Below are 21,999 nucleotides of genomic sequence, written 5' to 3'. Positions count from 1 at the left end.
TCAGTCCTCGGCTTCGAGCACGGCCATCGCGCTGGGGTGCAGGCGGTAGCTTTTATCGGGGTTGAGGGTCACGACGCCCTCGCTGCACAGGCGCTTCAACACCTCGCGCACGCTGAGAAAGGACAACGGAATGTCCAGCCCCAATAACTGGCTGTGCACACCACGCACGCCCAGGCAGCGGTTTTCGTGGGCGGCCTTGAGCAGCGCATCGATGACTTTGAGGCGAATCAGGCTGGTCCGCAGCCCGAAGCTCTTGAGCAGGCGCCTGATGTGGTCGTTGCCGCCGCGCTCTGGCGGCCTGTCGAATTCACGGTGGGTGGCGCTCAGCGAGACGCCGGTCGGCCTTGGCTTGCCCTCCATGGGCAGTTGCGCGTTACGCATGCAGAAACTCCTTACCAGCCTGATCAGAAAAGGTCACGAATACTCTCCTGTTATAGGACGAACGAGGACGGGCAATCATGAGGACAGTGATGTGAAAAAATTGCCCCGGCTTCGTCAAACCCCCGTGTTCAAGCGGCGCCAGGCCATTAATTTTTTTTTATCCGGTTCGTTTTCAAGGTAGGCACATTCCGGTTCAGCATGCGGTGTGTGATTTCCCAGGCGGGCCGAGTGTTGTCTACAGGCGCAGCGGTAGCCGTCCTGGTTTTTGCGGTTTTCATCAGGAGTGAACGTGAGAATGTCCGGGCAGTTATCGAGGGTTGGCCTTGCAGGCGCTTTTCTAGGGATCGCCCTCGGGCTCAGCCCTGTGGTCAATGCGCGGGACGATGGGGCGCAGGCCAGTGCCGAGATCCGGCGCACCCGTTTTGGCGTGCCGCATATCCGGGCTCAGGATGAGCGTGGGCTGGGTTATGGCATCGGCTATGCCTACGCCCAGGACAACCTGTGCCTGCTGGCCAATGAGATCGTCACGGTCAATGCCCAGCGCTCGCGTTATTTCGGGCCCGAGCAGGTCACGGTCGAACAGCGGGAGAACCGCGTCAGCGATCTGTTCTTCAGCTGGCTCAACACACCACAAGCGGTCTCCGGTTTCTGGCAGGCCCAGGCGCCTCAAGTGCAGCAATTGGTCGAAGGCTATGCGGCGGGCTACAACCGCGCGTTGGCCGAGCACAAAGCCAAGGGCCTGCCCGAACAGTGCGCCAGCGAGTGGGTACGGCCAATCACTGCGCTGGACTTGGTCAAGTTGACCCGTCGGTTGCTGGTGGAAGGCGGCGTCGGCCAATTCGCCGAAGCCCTGGCGGGTGCGCAACCGCCCCAGGCGACCGCGCTCGCCGCCGCTCCGGCCACGAGTTTCGCTGCCGCCGCGACCCGGCAGCAGCGTTTTGCCCTGGAGCGCGGCAGCAATGCCCTGGCCATCGGCAGTGAGCGCTCGTTCAACGGCCGTGGGATGTTGTTGGCGAACCCGCATTTTCCATGGGTGGGCGGCATGCGTTTCTACCAGATGCACCTGACCATTCCCGGCAAGCTGGACGTCATGGGCGCGGCGCTGCCAGGCCTGCCGATGATCAACATCGGTTTCAGCCAGCACTTGGCCTGGACCCACACCGTCGACAGTTCCAAGCATTTCACCCTGTACCGCCTGCAACTCGACCCGAAGGACCCGACCCGCTACTTGCTCGATGGCAAGTCCGTACCGATGAGCCAACAGACGGTCACAGTGGACATCCAGCAACCCGACGGCCAGGTGCAGACGGTCTCCCGCGTGGTCTATGGCTCGCGGTTCGGCCCGATCGTGCAATGGCCCGGCCGGCTGGACTGGGATAACCGGTTCGCCTACAGCCTGCGGGACGCGAACCTGGAAAACGATCGGGTGCTGGCCCAGTGGTACGCCATGAACAAGGCGGTCACGCTCAAGGACTTGCAGGCCTCCGTCCATAAGATCCAGGGCATTCCCTGGGTCAATACCCTGGCGGTGGACGACCAGGGGCAAAGCCTCTACATGAATGTGTCGGTGGTGCCGAACGTCGATGCTGACAAACTGGCCCGGTGCAGCGATCCCAGGGCCGGATTGCAGATGATCGTGCTGGATGGTTCTCGCAGCGAATGTGCCTGGGGCAGCGATGCCAAAGCGGTGCAGGAGGGCATTTATGCCGCCGACAAGCTCCCGCAGCTGTTGCGCCGCGATTATGTGCAGAACTCCAACGATTCGGCCTGGATGGTCAACCCGGCGCAACCCTTGGCCGGTTATTCCCCGTTGATCAGCCAGCACGGCAAGCCACTGGGGCTGCGCGCGCGTTTTGCGCTGGAGCGGATGGGCCAGTTGGCCAAGGCCGGGCCGGTGAAGGTGGAGGATTTGCAACACATGGTCATGGACGATCAAGTTTACCTGGCTGACCAGGTGATGCCGGACCTGCTCGGCGTATGCGCCGGTGACCTGCGGCCCGATGCTTCGGCATTGGGCGAGGTCTGTGCCAGCCTCAAGGCCTGGGATCGCAAGGCCGGCCTGGATAGCGGCTTGGGGTTCGTGTATTTCCAGCACATCATGGACCCGTTGCAGGCGCTGCCTGATTCATGGCGTGTTGCGTTCGACCCCAAAGACCCGCAACACACCCCGCGCGGCCTGGCGATCGAGCGGCCGCCCGTGCTCAAGGCCGTGCGCGAAGCCATGCTGGCTTCGGTGGCGGCGGTGAAGGCGGCCGGATTGTCGAAGGACAGCCGGTGGCAAGACGTCCAGGTGGCCAGCAGCGGCGCCCGGCAGACACCGATCCACGGCGGCCCCGGGGAGTTGGGCATCTATAACGCAATCCAGAGTGTGCCGGGGGCGAACGGCAAGCGAGAGGTGGTCAGCGGTACCAGCTACCTGCAAGTGGTGACGTTTGACGATAAAGGTCCACAAGCCCAGGGGCTGTTGGCGTTCTCCATTTCCAGCGACCCTGCTTCGCCTTATTCGGCCGACCAGACCCAGGCGTTTTCGCAGAAACAGTGGAGTGTGCTGCCCTTCACCGAACAGCAGATCAAGGCTGATCCACAGTATCAGGTCCTGATTATTCGTGAGCGTGATGAGGCGGGCAGGGTGGTGACGCAATAACCGCTGTTGTACCTGAGGCGTTCGGCAAACCCGTGGCGAGGGAGCTTGCTCCCGCTTGAGCGCGAAGCGCTCACGAAATGGGTCTGCTGCGCAGCCCAGCGGGAGCAAGCTCCCTCGCCACGGGTTTGTCATTCCCTTTAAGTGAACAGAATTTAGGTCCCAAAGGGGCCTTTTCAGTTATTGAACCGGCCGCTGCCCAATGGAATTGAGCACCGGGTTGCCATCCTTGTTCTGCGTCAGGTAGACCGGCAGGACTTTCGGCAACGAAGCCACGAGGTTCTGTACTTCGCTGATGTTGTACACACCGCCGACACGCAGGCCGCCGGTGCTGTTGTCAGCGAGCATGACGGGACGGTCGAGGTAGCGGTTGATCAGCGGCAGCGCGTCGCTCAGGGCGAGGTTATCCAGCACCAACTTGCCGTTGCGCCACGCCAGCGAGCTGTCGTTGGGATTGGTCTCGCGGATTTGCGGTTGATGGTCGCCCGCCTTGTAGCTCGCTTGCATGCCCGGCGAAAGTTGCAGGCCGTTATGGGTGAGCGCCTGGTTACTGATGACCTTGACCGAACCTTCCACCAGCGTGACCCGTACCTGGTCCTGGTACATCCAGACGTTGAAGCGCGTCCCGGTTACCCGCACCTGGCCTTGGCCGGCGCGCACGACAAACGGATGTTGTTTGTCATGGGTGACGTCAAAAAACGCCTCGCCTTTTTTCAACGTCACCCGGCGCTCGTTTTTGTAGTTGGCGAAGGTCAGCTCGCTGCCGAGGTTGAGTTCGACCTGGCTGCCGTCGTCAAGCGTGATCTGACGGACGCTCGTGCCGGCTTCGAATCGCTCGTAGGAATTGGCAACCCAGCCCAGATTCCAACCGGTGTAGGCGGCCACGGGCAGGCCCACGACGAGCACTGCGGCGGCGACAGCCAACCGGCTCCAACGCGACCGGGGCCTGGACGCTGGGGCGGGGGCTGCTGGCTCGACGCGCGGCAGATGATCAGCCACCGCCCAGATTTCCAACATGGCTTCGTATTCGAAAGCATGCAGCGGATCGGCATCGTGCCACTGCTTGAACGCCTGCCGTTCGGCATCGGTGCAGTCGACGGCATGCAAACGCATGCACCAATGGGCTGCGGCATCGGTAATGGCGTCGTATTCGGCTTCCGAGAGCGTATGTTCGGTCATTGATTCGTCCTGGTTTGCCGCATTCTAACCTTCGGCATGAGCTGCCGAGAACTGCTGTCATGGCGTTTGCGCATCAATGAGCCTGTTTTTTCGCTCGAACCTGGGTCATGGCGTACCGTCGCATACCTGGCGTGAAAAAAAGATCAACAGCCCTTGCCCGGATCAGGACACCGCAAGTTGTCGAGAGGAACGCACATCAAGTTGCCGCCCCAATTCACAAATCAAGAGGGTGATGGAGTCGGCGTTGCGTAGTATGACGTCGATGCGCGTGTCCGGCAAAATCGGGTCGAGGAATGCGTCACGTGCTTCATTCATGTTTTTGGCGCCGGTTATTTTCAGGATTTCCCGGGCGGTCCCCTTATAGACGGACAACAGCTCAATGCCCTTGAATGTGTTATCAGTCTCGTCCCATTGCGTAAAGAGTTTTGATTTTGGAGTGTTCAACGAAAGCCCATTCTGTTGCAGCTCCTTTTGTGTTTCGTATTTCTCCCTCCCTAGATAAGTGGCGGTTGAAATCAAGTCCAGGAACGGCATCGCCGCATCCAGGTAGATGATATCGATCGTATTGAAAAGCTGATGGGAGATTTCATGGATGAACGTCGCTCCTTGGGCATGTGCGTCGACGTTGAAGGACTCTGGTACGACGGACCTATACCAATCCAATCCCATTTCGAAGAAAAACTGAGTGATATAAATTCTCCCGACGGCTGCGGGTTCGAGCACAAAGGCTGTCGCCCTGTCTTCCAGGTGTTTAAGGGTGCCGACAACGATGCGATCCGCATTCATTTGCTCCCAGGAGGGGTTGGCCAATGCCTGGCATATCGGCGAAATCGCGTTCTCTATTTTGCTAATGAGGCGGGCATCGACGCTGCTCACTCCAAAAAAAAATCGAAGGTATCGATCCAGCCGAGAGCCCGGAAGAACCTGCTGTTTGAGTGCGTGGAGATTTTGAAGGGCATTGAACGAGTAAAACCTCGCGGTTTCCAAGGCCTGCACGATCGCATTGGCCCGGAACGGATATTTCCTGCGTATCTCGGCCATGCCCCGTGCCTCAATATTCAGTGATCCCTTGGCCTTGAAGTCGCTATAGGTAATGGCCATCTTCGACCCGGCCTTGCCAAATCGGATGGATTGGCGCTGTGGATCGATTCCCCACGTCCGGCCATCCGCCGATTTTTTCAATAAAGGCCCTTCGCCGTGTTCGTGAATGATTCGCCAGGTCTGGCCGGCTTTTGCCACTTGATAGACCTTGCCGGCGAGGGGGACAAAAAACTTGCCATTCGCCACGGCCTTGTAGACCCCTTCGGCCCAGTCCAGCTGGAGATTCGAGAGGCTCACGTCCAAGGCTTCGAAGACCTGAAGGTCGGTGCGCATAGCAGCCGTGCAAGCGATGTCCTTCCAGCTTGTCGCTGGCGTAGCACTTTCAGGAACCGGTTCGATAGGGTCGAGAAGGCCGAAGGTATCGCCGCGATTCAGGAAACCAAGCGACACCATCTCCGCGGCGCCCGCGATGAAGTTGTGCAGGCCTGTTTTCCAGTCATGCTGTTGCAAGGCTTCGGCTGAGCCCTTGAAGTCCTGATAGCTCTCCCACAGCGTTTCCAGGAATGTCAGTTTGGCCGGTAACTGTCTTCCCAGCATCCTGACCCCGGAGCTGAAGGCATGGAGAACCGTTGCCCAGTCAAATTGACGATTGTCCTGGTTTTGCGCGGTCAGCATCTCTGCCAGTAATGCGGTGTTGTCCTCATACAGCGTATGCAGAATATTTGTATTGATTGGGCTGAAGCCCAGGGTCACTTCCGATTGCGTTGCGCGCGTGGACGCGAAGAGATTCTTGAATGTGGCTTGTTGGCCCTGGGGAAGCCGGCGAATCAACAAATTCTGGAGTGCACCGGGTGTATTGAATGCGGCAACGATGCTGGCTTCATCCTTGAACTCATGTAATTGATTACCGTCATGGTAGGGCGAATACAAGACGTGAGGGCTGGTTGCATCGCTAGTCGAGCTGAATAGGTAGAGCCCCAGCGCTTTGATCGCGGCACCGCCTTCGGTTTTGATTAACTCCAAAGGGCGGAAGAATGCGTTGGCGCCTTCGACCGCTTGACGAGCGATGGCATCCGGCATGTCCATTACTTGCCGGACCAGGTCGAACGCCCTCGGAGAAAGATGCTGCTGTAGATACCGCGCATGAGCGTATTGCAACAATTGCCAAGGGAGCTGCTGGCGAAAGCGCCGTTTTCTCGGCTGAGTATCCGCAGGGCTGCCGGAAAGTGCTTGGGTTACATGGTTTTTATAGGTGGTCGGGATTTCCAGCGACAACAACATTTGCCGTACCGCCGTCTCGTCCAAGCCAACGGGTAACGGCTGCGTGGAGGTTGACGAAACCTTGAAGCCTTTTTCGGTCACATCGACGTGATGCAAGGCAAAGTCAGTCAACGAACTAGCTGGCCCCACGATCGCCAGGTTGGGCGTGATCTGGATAGTTTCAGGGTCCAGGTTTTTCCGAGGAAAGCGCGCGTCCAATAGCGTGTGCAGTTTTTTTTGCACATAAGTTCGCAGGGGCTCGATACCATCCAGGTAATCCTTGCCATCGGACACGCTGTTTTTATATTGCTCGAGCACTTCTACGTGCAGGCGCTTTTCTTCAAGGGATGCCGTGCCAAGCCAGGCAGGTAGTTTCTGCTGGCGTTTATTGGCCTGGGCGATAGATGTGACGTGGTTCAGATTGGTAGGCGCCCCTTTGCTCACGAGTGCCTGAAGACTTTTGACCAATGCCGGTCCGGTAAGCCGCCAATCCCCGGCTTTTAATGTGCTCAGATAGCCATATTCGGCCTCAAAGTGCTTGATAAACGAACTCATCCGATTCAGCAGCACGTTATTTTCGATCAGTTCATACGCGTGGAGTTGGTAGCGTCTATGTGGCAGGCGTTGAGGCGCCGTTAGATTCTCGAGCAAAGCAAAGCGTCTTTGCGAATCGAGCAGGTCTCGGTTCAATTGCCGGGTGGCCACCTCGACGCCAGGAAAAGCCTGCAAGCCATCGGCGGGCGTCCAAAGAATCGCCATGCCTGAGTGGGGCGTATCGAGTCCTCCACGCTCGGTTAATAAAAAACAATGGGCGAGAGGCAACTGAATCGTTCGGCCTTCTTCACTGCAAGCGAGCGTCAACGAATAGACATCCGGCCGAAAGCCCCTGACGGCTTTACGCTGCGAACGGTCCGGGTACTCGGCGTCATAGGCAAAAACCGTACTGATCAGCTCATGGGCAATCGACGGCAGGCTCGAATCCAGTTCCCGGAGTTCGGCCTCGGCGCGGATACCCACAGAAAAAACATTGGTCAGTTCGGCCAGCAGCGGCCTGAGCCGGTGGTGCAGCGAAGCGTTCGGGGAGGTCGGTAGCTGACTGAAAAGGCCGTCGAAAGCCTCTTCCACGTCGGTATAGCTCTTGATCTTTGTTTCCAGTTGATCGGCCATGAAATTGGATGGGCGCAGCTCTCCATGAAACGCGGGATGAGTGCCCCAATGCCCGGCGGTTGGCTGATTCAAGAGGCTTTTGTGAATGAAAGGACGTATATCCAGAGCCTTGTCGATGAGCGAATGAATGTCGACATCGGCCTGGCGAGACATTTCCAATGCGTAATGGAAGTTATTCTTCTGCTTCTCGATGATCGCGCTTGCCAGGGTGTCGGCCACCGGCAAGTCCAGTGGCTTGCCCGAAAGCTGCGGCTCATCGAAGTGCAGGAAGCGGTTGCGTTCTTCCAGGCTCAGGAGGCTATAGATTTTTTCCTTTTCTGCGCTGCTGGCGGATTGACCCAACAGCCTGTCTTTGAAACCTGAATAGTTGCTTATCTTTTGAAAACCTTCGAGGGGCGTATAAAGATAATGTCCCTTGGCGCTGATCATCATGGAACCGGCAAGCTCCACGTAATTCGGTTCATATTCCCAGAGTCGAATCGTTTCGATGAACATCAATGTCTCGTCTCGCCGAGACGATCGGAATAGCCGAAACAGCTCACGACTCTGTTCATCCGTCAGTTGTCTTTTCTCCCGTTCGATCACAATGCACGCCCATAGCTCATCGTGAATGACACGAGACAAAAGCTTGCGTCGTGGCATATAGAAAGAAGCCGTGCGTCCCTCCCAAAAGGCGTCGATATAGCTGATCAGCGTCGGAATCAGTGTTTTGGCCGTGTCCCTTATGAAGTTTTCCCATTGCTGCGCCGAGTAGAACGATGCCAGTGTGCCTGGATGAGTCAGATCGATGTCATACCCGGCCGGCCAGCCCTGATGATGGAAGTAGTCCAGGACTGCCTCGCTCAGCGGAATGCTTTCAGTTACCGGGATTGCCTTTGGATCCGCCGGATGGGTTCCCTTGGTGAATGCCAAGCGGATTTGCCGATGATCCAGGCGTGGCAGCGCTTCGTTCAATACTTGATCAAGCATTGATCTTAACGAGGGCAGTTGGAGCAGCTCATTCACCAAGGCCAGGGCATTGATGCTCTGCGCGCTCTCGATGGACTCGATCTGGGCCCTGAAAATATCCCCGTCGATGATTTGCCTGGTTTGTCTGATGTCGGTGGTGCTGTTCAATTCGCTGTACTGGGAAATCGACAGGAGGCGAAACAGATCGTCGCGCTGCGCAGTGTCCTGACGCATCCGGTCAATCTCTTCTTCGAGGGATGCCCGGTTGTCGAACTTTTCGATTCCACCACTTGGCGTATAGAGAAACGCCGGGGCGGTGCTGGTTTGGCTACCGTTCGACGAGGCGCAGAGGGCGAAACAGCCGGCCAGTGCAATGAGTGGTTTTTCCTCTGCCTGCAACAGAATCGTTTCGGCGAACATCGGCGGCGTCTGCGCCGCGCGCTGGGCATGGCTGGGCAGGGAGACATGGTGCAACCAGTCGAGGTCGGCCTGGGTCAGCCCGTGGGGAGCGGTCAACTCGTCCGGGCGCTTGGCGTTCAGGACCTCGGGAAATAGCAGGGGCGTGGTGGTCATCGTTGCTTCTCGATCAAAGGCGCCGCAAGACGGCGCGAAGGGGCAGAAGCAGCCAGACTAGGCAACGATGGATGGACAAAGGTGGTACATAGTTATTGCACGCCGGGCTTCTTTGGTCTGCGGCGGGGAAGGATTGGCAGTGCGCGCCTGAAACAGTGTTTAATCACCGGGCGGGTCCTTTACGCTGTTGCTACCTCCAACAATCATTCTGGAGCTTCAGATGTCTGCGCCATCCGATCATGCCGCTTCTTGCACCTTGTCTTTCGATGCTTTGGTGAGTTTGCTGGAGAAGATTTTCCTGCGTCATGGCACCTCGACCGAAGTCGCTCGGTGCCTGGCCGAAAACTGCGCCGGGGCCGAGCGCGACGGTGCCCATAGCCATGGGGTGTTTCGCCTTCCCGGTTATGTCTCGACGCTGAACAGCGGTTGGGTCAACGGCGAGGCCGTGCCGGCGGTCGAAGACGTCGCCTCAGGGTTCGTCGCGGTGGATGCCGGCAACGGCTTTGCCCAGCCAGCCCTGGCCGCCGCGCGCGCCTTGCTGGTGGAAAAGGCCCGCAGCGCCGGGATCGCCGTCCTGGCCATTCGCAACTCCCATCACTTCGCGGCGCTCTGGCCGGATGTCGAGCCGTTTGCCTACGAAGGCCTGGTGGCGTTGACTGTGGTCAACAGCATGACGTGCGTGGTGCCCCACGGCGCGGACCGTCCGTTATTCGGCACCAATCCCATTGCCTTCGCCGCGCCACGGGCCGACGGTGAGCCGATCGTCTTCGACCTGGCCACCAGCGCCATCGCCCACGGCGACGTGCAGATCGCGGCGCGCAAGGGCGAGTTGTTGCCGCCCGGCATGGGCGTGGACAGCCTCGGCCAGCCGACCCGCGACCCCAAGGCGATTCTTGAAGGCGGTGCGCTGCTGCCATTTGGCGGGCACAAGGGCTCCGCGTTGTCGATGATGGTCGAGTTGCTGGCGGCGGCGCTGACGGGGGGCAACTTTTCCTTCGAATTCGATTGGAGCAATCATCCGGGCGCCAAGACGCCGTGGACCGGCCAGTTGTTGATCGTGATCGACCCCAGCAAGACCGCCGGGCAAGACTTCGCCGAGCGCAGCCGGGAATTGGTCAGGCAGATGCACGGTGTCGGGCTGCGGCGGTTGCCGGGAGACCGTCGTCACCGCGAGCGCAGCAAGGCCAATGAGCAGGGGATTACTTTGGACGAGCAGACCTTGGCGCAACTGCGGGACCTGGCGGGCGTTTGAACCGTCAGCGGTGGCAGCCGGCCTGGTTGCCACCGCTTTCATCACGGGCCGGTCCCTGGCGTTGCCGTGACACGCTGGGCCAAGCCTTCTACTATGACGGCTTCTTTTTTTCTGGAATTGCCTGGATGAGTAAGCCCGGCCAAACGGTGCTGGTTGCGCTGCGCAAGATGATCGCTTCGGGCGAGCTGGCCGCTGGCGAGCGCTTGATGGAAATTCCCACGGCCGAGTTGTTTGGCGTTTCGCGCATGCCGGTGCGCATGGCCTTCCGCACCCTGGAGCAGGAAGGGTTACTGGTGCGTTTTGGCGGGCGCGGTTTCCAGGTGCGTTCGGTCAGCGCCGAGCAAATCGCTGGGGCCGTGGAGGTGCGTGGCGTGCTGGAAGGCCTGGCGGCACGGCAGACAGCCGAGCATGGTTTGTCCGAAGATGCCCGCGCGACGCTTGAACAATGCTTGGTAAAGGGCGATGAACTGTTCGCCAAAGGCTATGTCACCGAGGACGACCTGGAGGTCTATCACGACCTCAATATGCGCTTTCACCAAGTGATCGTCGAAGGCAGCCACAACCCGGCGATCGCCGATGCCCTGGCCCGCAACGATCATTTGCCATTCGCCTCAGTCACCGCCCTGGCGGTGGATCGTCAGAACATGGCCGGTGAGTTTCGCCGTTTCAACTATGCCCATATGCAACACCATTCCGTGTTCGACGCACTGATCAACCGCCAGAGCGGCCGCGCCGAGGCGATCATGCGCGAGCATGCCAATGCGACCCTGCGCTACGCCGAGGTGTTCGGCTCGACACTGGCTGATGAGCGAATGAAGGTGATCCTGCGTTCGGAGTGACCGCCTCGGCGGCTGGTGATTGCAATATCCGTATCCACTCCAAATCCCCTGTGGGAGCGAGCCTGCTCGCGAAGGCGGAGGGCCAGTTTGCGGTGATGTTGGATACCCACAAGGTATTGGGAACCGCACGGTCCTGTGGCGAGGGAGCTTGCTCCCGCTGGGGCGCGCAGCGACCCCAAAAAAGCGATGAGCGCTGCGCACTCAAGCGGGAGCAAGCTCCCTCGCCACAAAAGCTTTCCCAGCCATCACGGCACAGATTGATCCACGGTAAACACTGTGGAGCAAGCCCACCACAGGGTTTCGTGTTGTTCGGATGTTAGAGGTCGAGGACCAACACCGGTGTCTTCGACCTGGAGCAGCACGGGGTGAACTGGTCGTTGCAGGCCTGCTCAGCTTCGGTCAGAAACATGTCCCGATGTTCCGGCACACCTTCCAGTACCCGCGTCAGGCAGGTACCGCACACGCCTTGTTCACAGGAGATCGGGATCTTGATGCCGTGGCTCTCCAGCACCTGCACCACGCTGCGGTCCGCCGGTACGTCGAACACCTGGCCACTGCGGGCGAGCTTGACCGAAAAGCTGCCATCGGCGCGGGTGTCGATGGGGGCGGCGGCGAAGTATTCGCGGTGCAGGCAGTCTTCCTGCCAGCCCTGGCTCTTGGCGGTGTCGAGGACGTGCTGCATGAAACCACCGGGTCCGCAGACGTAGAGGTGCAGGTCGTTATCGGGGGCGGCCAGGACCCTGGCGGCGTCCAGCAGGGTTTCGGGTTCTTCATCGAAATACAGGAACACCCGGTCAGCGTAAGGGGACTGGCGCAGGCGTTCGACGAAGGCCGCACGGTCCCGTGAACGGGCGCAGTAATGCAACTCGAACGCCGCGCCGCTCTGGGCCAGGTGCTCGGCCATGCACAGGATCGGCGTAATGCCGATGCCGCCGGCAAATAGCAGGCTGCGCCGGGCGTGGGGAGCGAGCGAAAACAGGTTGCGCGGTTCACTGATGTGCAAGCGCATGCCGGGCTGGATCTGTTCGTGCAAGCTGCGCGAACCACCGCGGGACGCCGGGTCCTTGAGCACGCCGATGAGGTAGCGATGCCGTTCCTCGGGATGGTTGCACAGTGAGTACTGGCGAATCAGCCCGCCGGGCAAGTGCACATCGATATGGGCACCGGCGGTGAAGTCCGGCAATGGCTCGCCGTCGATTCGGCTCAGCTCGTAGCTGCAAATATCGAGGGCTTCGTTGTGTCGCGCCGTGACCTGGACTTCGATCATGGCCGTTGCTCCGCCAGTTGCGGCTGATGAGTGCTGGCGATCAACCCGGCTTGAGCCTCGCGCTCCCGTGCGATCCAGCGCTCCAGCACCCGCCGGGACTGCACGCCACCGGCATCGATGTTGAGCTTGAGCAGGTTGCGCTCTGGATGGTCCAGCAGGTTGCGCTGTTGGCGTTCGAGCATTTCCAGGTCTTCGCTGAAAATCTTGCCCTGGCCTTCGCGAATGGACGCGGTGAGGGCTTCATCCTGCGGCTGGAAATGCCGGGCCATGCCCCAGAAGTACCAAATCGAGGTCTCGGTTTCCGGTGTGATGAAATCCACCACGATGCTCGACGCCTTGAATTGCGGTGCAGCGTGATAGCCGCCATTGCCGGCATGGGCCACGCCCACTTCGATCAGTACGTGGCTGGGCGGGGTGAAGCGGCAGATCTGCCAGCGATCCACCGGCACGTCATCGGCCAGGTTGTTGCCGCGCAAGGCCATGCGCCAGAACGGCGGGGCCATGATGTTTTCCATGTGCCGAGCGGTGACCACTTCGTCACCGTCGACCGTGGTCACCGGAGGCGCCTCGTCGATTTCCTTTTGGCCGATGCTAGAGGCATGGACGTAGGTTTCGTGGGTCAGGTCCATCAGGTTGTCGATCATCAGGCGGTAGTCGCACTGGATATGGAACAGGCCGCCACCGTAGGCCCATTCATCGCTTTCGGCCCATTCCAGATGATGGATCTGTGCCGGATCGGCCAGCGCCTGGTCACCGGGCCAGACCCAAATGAAACCGTAGCGTTCCTGCACCGCAAAGGTCTTGTTGCAAGGGAATCCCCGTACCCGTTGCCCCGGCATCTCGACGGTCTTGCCATCACTGCCCATCACCAAGCCGTGATAGCCGCACACCAGATTGCCGTTTTCGACGTAGCCCAAGGAAAGCGGGGCGCCGCGGTGGGGGCAGAAGTCTTCCACGGCTGCGACCTTGCCTTCGTGCCCCCGGTAAAAAACCATCTTCTCACCACAGATCTGGCGACCCAGGGGCTTGTCGGCGATTTCATCGGCGGTGCAGGCAACGTACCAGGCGTTCTTGGGGTACATGACGGATCTCCAGGCGAATTGTTTTTGTTTGTGGATCCATTAACTCTCTTAACTAATTTGATTGTCAATGTTTTTGCTGGGTGTATGGACGATTGGTTGTGTTAGTGGATCCATTGATGTGGGCGTAGGGGCTGGTGTCAGGCGCAGCGGGTCGCCAGCGACAGGGCTTCAATGAACTGCCGCATGTGCGCTATGGTTCGCAGAACGAAAATTCCTCGACCTGCCGGGCGGGCGCCTGATTGTCTCGCGGGCTTGCTGTCGCACAACACGGAGTGATTCATGAAGACCAAAGCGGTACTCACTGAGCAGGACGTTGCGCAATTGCTGGTGGCGGCCAAGGAGCTGGCTCACCAGCGTCAATGGGCGGTGTCGGTGTGTGTGGTGGACGACGGTGGTCATCCCCTCGGGCTGTTGCGCCTGGACGATGCCTCGCCGTTATCGGCCTATATCGCCACTGAAAAGGCGCGTACGGCCGCTATGGGGCGGCGTGACAGCAAGGTTTTCGAGGACATGATCAACGGGGGTCGTTACGCTTTCCTCAGCGCTCCGCACGTGCAGGGCATGCTTGAAGGCGGGGTGGCCATTCGTCATGACGGCCAATGCATTGGGGCTATTGGCGTGTCTGGGGTCAAGGCTGAGCAGGATGCGGAGTTGGCTCGTTTGGCGGTTGAGACCGTGTTGCCGGTGATTACGCCGGATGCTTGAAGCAGTCATGAAGCTATGGAATTCCCCTGTGGAGCAAAGCCTGCTCGCGAAGGCGGCAACACATTCAGCATCGATGCAAGCAGGTCCACCGCCATCGCAAGCAAGCTCGGCTCCCACAGGGATCGGCGGTGGACGCTGATCTTCTATTCGACCAAAAAACCATGTGGGAGCGAGCCTGCTCGCGAAGGCGGCGGAACATTCAGCATCGATGCAAGCAGGCCCACCGCCATCGCGAGCAAGCTCGGCTCCCACAGGGATCGCAGGCCTGCACAAATCTTCCAGACACACGCTTCTCCAGCAGTTAATCTGCCAGGAGCACATTCACCAAACGGGACAGGGCATGACGGCGCGCAACTGGATCGATCTCAAGCAGGACGCGACGTCCGGTATCGAGACCGTGCGCGCGCATTTCGAGGGGCATGCCTATGATCCCCATTGGCATGACACGTATCTGGTGGGCGTGACCGAGCAGGGCGTGCAACAGTTTCATTGCCGTCGCCAGCAACACAACAGCACGCCGGGCAAGGTGTTTCTGCTTGAGCCCGGTGAACTGCACGACGGTAATGCGCCCCATGACCACGGGTTTACCTACCGCACGTTGTACCTCGAACCTCAATGGCTGGAGCGTGAGTTGCGTTCGTTGTTCGACGAGGCACCGGACAACGCCCAACTGGGATTCGCCGCCACCCTGACCGACGATGCGCGGTTGGCCAGTGCCACGGCGTCGGCCTTCCAGAGCTTGCACGAGCAAGAGATCCGCATCGTGCGCCAGACGGCCCTCGATACCTTGTTGGCCAACCTGACCCAACACCTGCACTGGCGGGCACGGATCAACCCGGATCCGCGGCTGCCATTGGTGGCGCAGCAGGCCAGGGATTATCTGCACAGTCACCTGAGCGAAGACATCGGCCTGGATGACCTGGCCCGGGTCACCGGCGTGGACCGTTTCCGCTTGACCCGTGCCTTCAAGGCCGCTTTCGGCCTGGCGCCCCATGCTTATCTCATCCAGTTGCGCCTGGCTCGTGCCCGGCGCCTGCTGGCCGGTGGCGAGAGCGCCGTGGCGGTGGCGGCCATGCTCGGCTTTGCCGACCAAAGCCATTTGGGCCGCTGGTTCCAGCGTGCCTATCGCCTGAGCCCGGCGGACTACCGCAAGCGCTGCTCAATTGTTCCAGACTGACCAAGGCTTGGCGGGGATGATCAAGCGATCGATCCTTCACCGAGAAGTCGCTCCATGGACCAGTTACTGCCGTTTGCCTTGTTCGCGTTTGTCGCCTCCATTACCCCGGGCCCGACCAATATCCTGGTGCTGAGCCATAGCTCACGCTTCGGCCTGGTAACCACCTTGCCGATCATCCTCGGTGCCTGTGCGGCAGCGGCCTTGCTGGTGCTTCTGGTCGGCACCGGATTAGGGGACGTGCTGGCGCGCCATGCCACGATTCAGACGCTGCTCTCATGGGCGGGCATCGCCTGGTTGAGCTGGATGGCCTGGCAGATTTTCCGCGCACCGGCCGAGGTCATCGACCCGGACCGTCCGGTCGAGGGGCCACGCTTGGGTCTGGCCGGGGCGGCTGGGTTGCAGTTGGTGAACCCGAAAACCTGGATGATGGCGCTGGCGGTGGTCAGCGTCTTCGCAGGGGCCGAGGCCGACCGTACCGTGCGGGTTCTGTGGTTGTCCCTGGCATTCTTCGCCATTTCGATCCCTTGCATGACTGTCTGGGCCTACCTGGGCCGGGGAGCCGCGCGCTTCTGCCGTTCCGCCGTGGCGATGGGGCGGTTCAATCGAGTCATGGCGGTGATGCTGCTGGTGTCGGCGTGGTTGACGCTGGTGGTCTGAGCGGCTGACAAAATTGTAATTTTTCTCTCGAAACCTCCGGATTGACGGCCGAGTCGGACCTTATACCGCCCCTGTTTTCATGTGCGGTATACCCCAATCGACCTTCGCAACAGGAGATTCCCATGAACAGTCGTTACGAGGCATGCATAGCCGAATGCATCGCCTGCGCCATGGCCTGTGAAACCTGCGCCGCAGCCTGCCTGCGTGAGCAGAGTGTGCAGATGATGGCCAGGTGCATCGAGCTGGACCGTGACTGCGCCGACCTATGTCGGCTCGCGGCCACGCTCATGAAGCGCGACAGCAGCGTCGCCGCCCAACTGTGCACTGTGTGCGCGGCAATTTGCCGGGCGTGTGGCGAGGAATGTGGCAAACACGAACCGGCGCACTGCCAGGCGTGTGCAAAAGCTTGCCGGTCATGCGCCGAGGCGTGTGAGCGAATGGCCGCCTGATCGGCGTGGCCTGGCCAAGCGCTGGTCTTGGAGGACAAGCGCTTGGCCGGTCGCTATGGGGATGCGGGGGGCCGATCCCACAATCCCTTCTTCGCCACGGCGTGACGTTCCTACGCGCCTGGCAACTCCCTGCAACGGTTGAACGGTTTCAAAACGCGCGTGTTTTCGCGAGCATCGCAGGCGCTTCAGTTCAGTGCACCTTAGCATTTCGAACGCTCAATCGACCCCAAGGACGGAGGTCCATCATGTCCACTCAAGATACCCATATCGATTTTATCCAGGCCAGGCTGCCCGCTTGGTTGAAACGGGCCACTCGGCCCCGGCAGGCACGGTTCAAAGTGCTCACCCGGCAGTTGCAACATGACAGTGACGTGCTCAACGCATTGACCAAAGGCTTGCCCGCGCCTTACGACTTCACGCTTGATTTGCTCCAGGCCCAGCCTGAAGTACGCGATTGGGGCCGAATGATAGAAGGCAGTGCCGCTGACGCGGTTCGCCGGGCTCGGGTCAAGCGGGGGCCCTATGTGATCGACCCTTCTTTATCGATGGTCGAAGCGGCCATGCGCAACTACCCTCCCACCGATGCTGTTCTCGGCAGTGACTTCGACAAAAAGGGTGAGCTTTTCATCCAGGGCAAACCAGGCGAGTTCCGACGATGGGACCGACCTTCAGACACCGCGCCACTGCCCATGACGCCGGCCGGCTTCGCGAAGTTTTGCCGCCGCGTGGATGTGGGCGGCGCTTATCGCAAGCTGCTCGAAACCAAACTGCCTCGCATCGGCAGCGAGACGCCCGCTATCGCCAAAGCTTACCTGGCCTATGCACGCGGTCAGCTCGCCTATGACGCCTATGAGGCGAAGTTGGACGGGCGCCTGGACCCAACCGGTGAGCGGCTGCTGGCCTCGGTCGGGGTGCAATTGGAAGCCACGCCCACGTCTGCGCTGGCGTGCGAGATCAAGATGTTGGAGCTGCTCTCGGTACCGTTGTTCGGCGCCCGGATCTACTGGGGTGTGCACGGTGACGCCCAGGGCGTTCGTCCGCTGGTGCTGCACATGCCTCATGACGTTGTCGCGCCCATCCAGCAATTTTCCAGCTTGCAGGCGATGTCGGCCGAATTGACCGAGCGGGTGCGCAAGCGCAGTTACCGCCAGAGCCTGATGCGCTACCTGCCGATGCGTTTGCAGGCCGAACTGGGCGCGGCCTTGCATGACCAGGTGGAGTGGGAAGTCAAAGACAACCTCAACCTTTTCCAGGAGATCCACGCCCGTATTACCGGCTGGCGCGAAGGCGAGCGGGGCGAAACGGGTGACAGCCGGCGCATCAGGGTGCCGACGCCCCGCGTCGCTTGGGGCCTTGGCGATGTGCGCGGGGATCATTGGAACAGCCGCTACCACGAATGGCGCGGGCACACCCTGGCCAACGCTTCGGCCTTGATGGTGTCGACCCGGGACAAGGATTGGCAGGCGCTGTTGGCGCGCTTCGAATACTGGGAGCACTTCGCCGAGCAGGCGCTGATGGTTGCCGCCAGCTTCATTCCGTTCTGTGCGCCGATCGGCATGGCCGCGGCTGCGGTGGGCGGGGTGCGGCTGGTGGATGAAATCTTCGAGGGCATCCAGGCGTTCAATGAAGGGCATTCGCAGGAGGGCATCGATCATATTTTCAATGTGTTGTTCGGTGTCGCCCAAGGTGCCTATCTGGGGTTCGTCGGAGGGGCGATGGAGCCCATGCCGGTGCGTGATGGCAGCACCCGCCTGTGGAATGGCGACGTCACGCCGTTTGCGGCCAGGCGCCCGCCGCCCGTGGAGGCCGAGCTGGACGCCTGGGGCGTCTGGCGCACGACAAACGAGGCGTGGGTGCGCATTGACGACCGCTATTTCGAAGTGCAAGGCACGGAACGCGATCTGGCGTTGCGCCTGCCGGGCAGTCACCGAGGCGTAACGCCGCCGCTGGAATGGAGCCGAACCCGTGGCTGGCAGTGGGCCCATCGCAACCCGTTGCAACGGGACAACCTGTCATTGCTGCGTAATTTTGCCGAGACGCCGGCCGAACTGGACGACGCTGCGATTCTCACGGTGCAACACCAGGTCGGCATCAGCGAGGCGCACTTGCGTTATCTGCAAGTCGAGGGAAAACCGTTGCCGGCGATATTATCGGATGCGTTGGATGAAGCCTGGAACTGGCAGCAGGTGTGGCGCACCATTGGGCGCCTGAGTCGGGATCAAGCACCGGGCGGGGTGCATTTTCGCAGCGTGCAGATGCTCCTGGAGCTGCCAGGCTGGCCGCAGGACATTGCGGTACGTTATCACGATGGCGTGCAGTTTTACCCGATGGGCAATGCCGCCGGCACGCGTGTGCTCCTGTTAAGCAAACTGGACCTTGAGAATGACGCCTGGGCGGCGCGCATCCTCACCCGTATGGGAATGGACGAGCAGACGGCCCTGCTGGGGCAAAGTAGCTTCGGCCTGTCTTCGGCGGAACGTAGCCGTCTCTTGTCCGGGCGCTGGGCCCGGCATTTGCAGGCCAACACCCAGCGGGTAACGGCCGGCATGGCCCGCGCCACGACGGTCGATCCGTTGGCTGCGCCCTTGGCTCGGGATTTTCCTGGGCTGCCGCAAACCTTGGCGAATGAACTCGCCAGCCAGGCCGCGGGGCAGGATCGGGTTCGCCTGTTGCAAGGGCACGTGAGCGAAACCCTCGGCCGTCAATGCGCTGAAACCCTGCGGGAATTGCGCCTGGGCCGAGCCTTGCGGGCCTTGGAACGCGGTGAAAGCAGCGCTGACCGTGACCGTTTGGTCATGGGACTGATCGGCGAAATGCCCAAACTGCAAGGTCGGGTGCGCCTGCGCCTGTTCCAGCGTGAACTGAGCAGTCCACTTGACGTGGGTGCAACAGGACCGTTGAAGACCCTTCGCCAGGAGGGCGACGCGTACCGTCCCTTCGATGAACAGGGAAACGAACTGGCGGACGCGCTGAGCCTGGAAGATGCATTGCTCAGGGCGATGCCGGATGACGCACGCCAGGCGTTGGGCTTGAACATCTGGGAGGGAGCCAGGCTTCGTACAGAGCTGCTTGCACAAGCCCTGTCTGATCGGCAAGGGCTGCGTCGCCACCTGGCGATGAGAGGAGTCGACAAGGGTGCGGCTCGCCCGCAGTGGCTGAACGGGCGCTTGGGGTATCCCCTCAGTGGCCGTGGACGGTTGCCGTTGTCGGAATGGCGAGGGGCCCTGGGGCAACGATTGGAACGACTTTATCCGAGCCACGCGGGGAATGAGCTGGCGAGGCTTCAAAGCTCTCTGACCAGGGAGGCCATTCGTCAACGCATCAGCTTGGAAGACTTGGTCACCCATCTGGAAACCGAATGGACGACGCTGGACAATGAACTGCGCCAATGGGTGGTTCATGAAGGGGTCCACCACCCCCATGAAGGTACCTTGGATCGTCAGACGCGTATTTCCTTACGGGCAGACGTAGCAACGGAAATTCGTCGGGCCTGGCGACGCGTGCCCCAGCCCGGCCGAGACGGCAGTGAATTTTCATTGCGACTGGTGGGGCACTCCATCGGCCACTTGCCACCCATCAGCGCAAGCTTTGAGCATATTGAGGAACTGATCCTGGTGGATATGGCGCTCAGCCAAGATCCCTCGGAGTTTTTGCGCAGGTTTCCAAACATCGATACGTTGCATTTGCACCGCAATAACCTCACCGCACTGCCCGTGGCAGTAGGGGAATTGCGCATGCTGATGGAGCTGTCGGTGAGCAGCAACCCGCTGGACATGAACGCGGATGTGTTCACCCCCTTGCTGAGTACCGATACAAGTTTGCGAACCCTTCATCTGTCCGGCATCAGTAGCGGTGGGGAGGCTGGAGCCAGCGCTGACCTGGTCGCGGCCATCGGGCAACTGGCCGAACTACATTCCCTGCGTGAGCTGGTTTGGGCCGAAAATTTACATTTTACCCCTCAGGAATTGCAGGCAATTACTGCCCTGCCAGGGTTATCAGCGCTGGATCTGGTGCGGTGCGGCCTTCGGTTGGACGAGGAGGGCAGCGCATTCCTGCGCACGGCTACTGCTTTGGAAGACCTGCGCCTGAGTGGCAATAATTGCAGCCAGATGCCTGACCTGCCGGAGCTGACAGCGTTGCGTGAACTGGAACTGGCCCACTCGGGACTCGAGCGGGTGCCGTCGCTGGCGCTGGCGGTAGTATCCAGACCGTCAGAGGACATGATTGTCGTTGACCTGCGGGGTAACCGTATCAGCAACATCCAGGATGATTTACTCCCCGCGCTTGCTGCGCATCCAAGGGATGACACGATTGGATTGTGGCTCGATGACAATCCGTTGCCCAGCGCACAAATCCATGCCGTTCGCGCAATAGCTCCCGACTCGTTTCGCTACACCATCGACGACTGGCTCTTTGTTTTCCCCAGTTTCCAGCGGACCTTGGAGGTTGCCCGCGATGGTGCCGGAAGCAGACGTTTCATCGATTGGTTTTCCGGGGCCATGCAGGACGCTGACAGGGAGGCGGATCTAGGGTTGGCTTATCACGATCGTATGAGGGGCGTCGGCATTCTCCAACATTACATCGGATACCAAGGCATCCACGGTGAGCTCCCGACCCGACTTGCGGATTTCGACCTGCAGCTAGAGCAGATACGCAGCCGCTTGCAAGCACGTGCATTGGATAGCGAACAGCCTGACATCGCCGAATTGGAGTTGCACTTCACGATGTTCGATTCGATCCAGCGTGCGCGCCTCGTGCATCAGGGGGTGCCGTTCGCCAACTTCTTGAGCGAGCACTACGACTACTGGAACTTTGCTCTGACGTCTCGACATCCGGTGGCGGCCGAGCGTCAGTCGTTGATGACGCGGGAGCGATTCATCGACTGGCTCAGCGACGCTCAGGATACCTTCGACAGCCATGACCACACCCCTCGGACAGGCGAAATGACCTGGCGCCCCTACCTGGGATTGATGTCCCGGGATTGGACAGATGGGCTGGCAATCTGGGATGCGGTGGATAACGGCCTGGTGGACGCGTTCAGCGAACCCGTGGATCCGTCCGGTTGGCCGCAGGTACTGCTGGATAACCTCAGGCATCCAGACGCCGGGTTACCGAGCGCCCAAGAGCAGGTTCTGGAAAATGGCCAAATGGTTTGGCGCCATACGCCGCTGGAGGCCGTAGCGGACGTGGACTGGACTGCGGGCCAACCGGTAACGCTCAATGACGATCAGTTCCGGCGCACCATGGCTATATACCGCTCGGTGAAGAGTCGCGAACTCGAGATTCTGGTCCGTCGGATAACCGCCGATCTTGTCGGCCCTTGGTGGGCGTTGCGAACGTCAAGTGTTCCGCGAGTCTGACGATCAGCCTTGTCGCCGAGG

The 21,999-nt window shown here is 60.3% G+C and carries 13 protein-coding genes; 8 read left to right on the top strand and 5 right to left on the bottom strand.

The features are described from left to right. Entirely contained in the window at positions 1–381 is a 381-nt protein-coding gene (locus tag J3P88_RS17285; protein ID WP_434570543.1) for a fe2+ zn2+ uptake regulation protein, read from the bottom strand. A gap of 295 nt (positions 382–676) precedes the next feature. On the opposite strand from J3P88_RS17285, the gene pvdQ reads away from it, so the two are divergent. After that, on the top strand, positions 677–3,025 hold the full coding sequence (gene pvdQ / locus J3P88_RS17280) for a bifunctional acylase PvdQ (RefSeq protein WP_434570541.1): 2,349 nt from the start codon (positions 677–679) through the stop codon (positions 3,023–3,025). Positions 3,026–3,202: 177 nt separating this feature from the next. Here pvdQ and J3P88_RS17275 read toward each other — a convergent pair whose 3' ends face one another. Further along, the gene (locus J3P88_RS17275) at positions 3,203–4,201 is read right to left on the bottom strand and encodes a FecR family protein (RefSeq protein WP_434570539.1); all 999 of its coding nucleotides are present in this window, start codon (positions 4,199–4,201) and stop codon (positions 3,203–3,205) included. A gap of 162 nt (positions 4,202–4,363) precedes the next feature. Continuing rightward, a complete protein-coding gene (locus J3P88_RS17270) occupies positions 4,364–9,190 on the bottom strand; it encodes a dermonecrotic toxin domain-containing protein (protein WP_434570537.1) in 4,827 nt (1,608 codons plus the stop codon). A gap of 220 nt (positions 9,191–9,410) precedes the next feature. On the opposite strand from J3P88_RS17270, the gene J3P88_RS17265 reads away from it, so the two are divergent. Both J3P88_RS17265 and J3P88_RS17260 read left to right on the top strand, forming a co-directional pair. Then, positions 9,411–10,442: an Ldh family oxidoreductase gene (locus tag J3P88_RS17265; RefSeq protein ID WP_434570535.1), complete on the top strand. Its 1,032-nt coding sequence runs from the start codon at positions 9,411–9,413 to the stop codon at positions 10,440–10,442. A 125-nt stretch (positions 10,443–10,567) separates the two neighbouring features. Then, on the top strand, positions 10,568–11,281 hold the full coding sequence (locus J3P88_RS17260; RefSeq protein ID WP_434570533.1) for a GntR family transcriptional regulator: 714 nt from the start codon (positions 10,568–10,570) through the stop codon (positions 11,279–11,281). A gap of 316 nt (positions 11,282–11,597) precedes the next feature. On the opposite strand, the gene J3P88_RS17255 is transcribed toward J3P88_RS17260, so the two are convergent. Together J3P88_RS17255 and J3P88_RS17250 are read right to left on the bottom strand one after the other, a co-directional pair. Then, positions 11,598–12,548 carry a PDR/VanB family oxidoreductase gene (locus J3P88_RS17255; RefSeq protein ID WP_434570532.1) on the bottom strand — a complete coding sequence of 317 codons (951 nt, stop codon included), beginning with the start codon at positions 12,546–12,548 and terminating at the stop codon, positions 11,598–11,600. Further along, positions 12,545–13,630: a Rieske 2Fe-2S domain-containing protein gene (locus tag J3P88_RS17250; protein ID WP_434570530.1), complete on the bottom strand. Its 1,086-nt coding sequence runs from the start codon at positions 13,628–13,630 to the stop codon at positions 12,545–12,547. Before J3P88_RS17250 ends, J3P88_RS17255 begins: the two co-directional genes overlap by 4 nt. Positions 13,631–13,909: 279 nt before the next feature. Here J3P88_RS17250 and J3P88_RS17245 point away from each other — a divergent pair, with 279 nt between their 5' ends. From J3P88_RS17245 to J3P88_RS17225, 5 genes are all read left to right on the top strand, one after another. Next, the gene (locus tag J3P88_RS17245) at positions 13,910–14,335 is read left to right on the top strand and encodes a GlcG/HbpS family heme-binding protein (RefSeq protein ID WP_434570528.1); all 426 of its coding nucleotides are present in this window, start codon (positions 13,910–13,912) and stop codon (positions 14,333–14,335) included. Positions 14,336–14,675: 340 nt separating this feature from the next. Continuing rightward, positions 14,676–15,512 carry an AraC family transcriptional regulator gene (locus tag J3P88_RS17240; protein WP_434570526.1) on the top strand — a complete coding sequence of 279 codons (837 nt, stop codon included), beginning with the start codon at positions 14,676–14,678 and terminating at the stop codon, positions 15,510–15,512. A 54-nt stretch (positions 15,513–15,566) separates the two neighbouring features. Beyond that, the gene (locus J3P88_RS17235; RefSeq protein WP_186705698.1) at positions 15,567–16,169 is read left to right on the top strand and encodes a LysE family translocator; all 603 of its coding nucleotides are present in this window, start codon (positions 15,567–15,569) and stop codon (positions 16,167–16,169) included. Between the two features lie 122 nt (positions 16,170–16,291). Then, positions 16,292–16,618 carry a four-helix bundle copper-binding protein gene (locus J3P88_RS17230; RefSeq protein ID WP_434570524.1) on the top strand — a complete coding sequence of 109 codons (327 nt, stop codon included), beginning with the start codon at positions 16,292–16,294 and terminating at the stop codon, positions 16,616–16,618. 245 nt (positions 16,619–16,863) lie between these two features. Beyond that, positions 16,864–21,978: a dermonecrotic toxin domain-containing protein gene (locus J3P88_RS17225; RefSeq protein WP_434570522.1), complete on the top strand. Its 5,115-nt coding sequence runs from the start codon at positions 16,864–16,866 to the stop codon at positions 21,976–21,978. Positions 21,979–21,999 lie beyond the last annotated feature (21 nt).

Origin of the sequence: Pseudomonas sp. Z3-6 (assembly GCF_051131985.1) — a bacterium.
In the GTDB taxonomy this organism is placed as follows: Bacteria; Pseudomonadota; Gammaproteobacteria; order Pseudomonadales; family Pseudomonadaceae; genus Aquipseudomonas; species Aquipseudomonas zanjanensis.
Note: the sequence above shows the minus strand (reverse complement) of the source record. Positions and strands in the feature narration are given on the sequence as shown.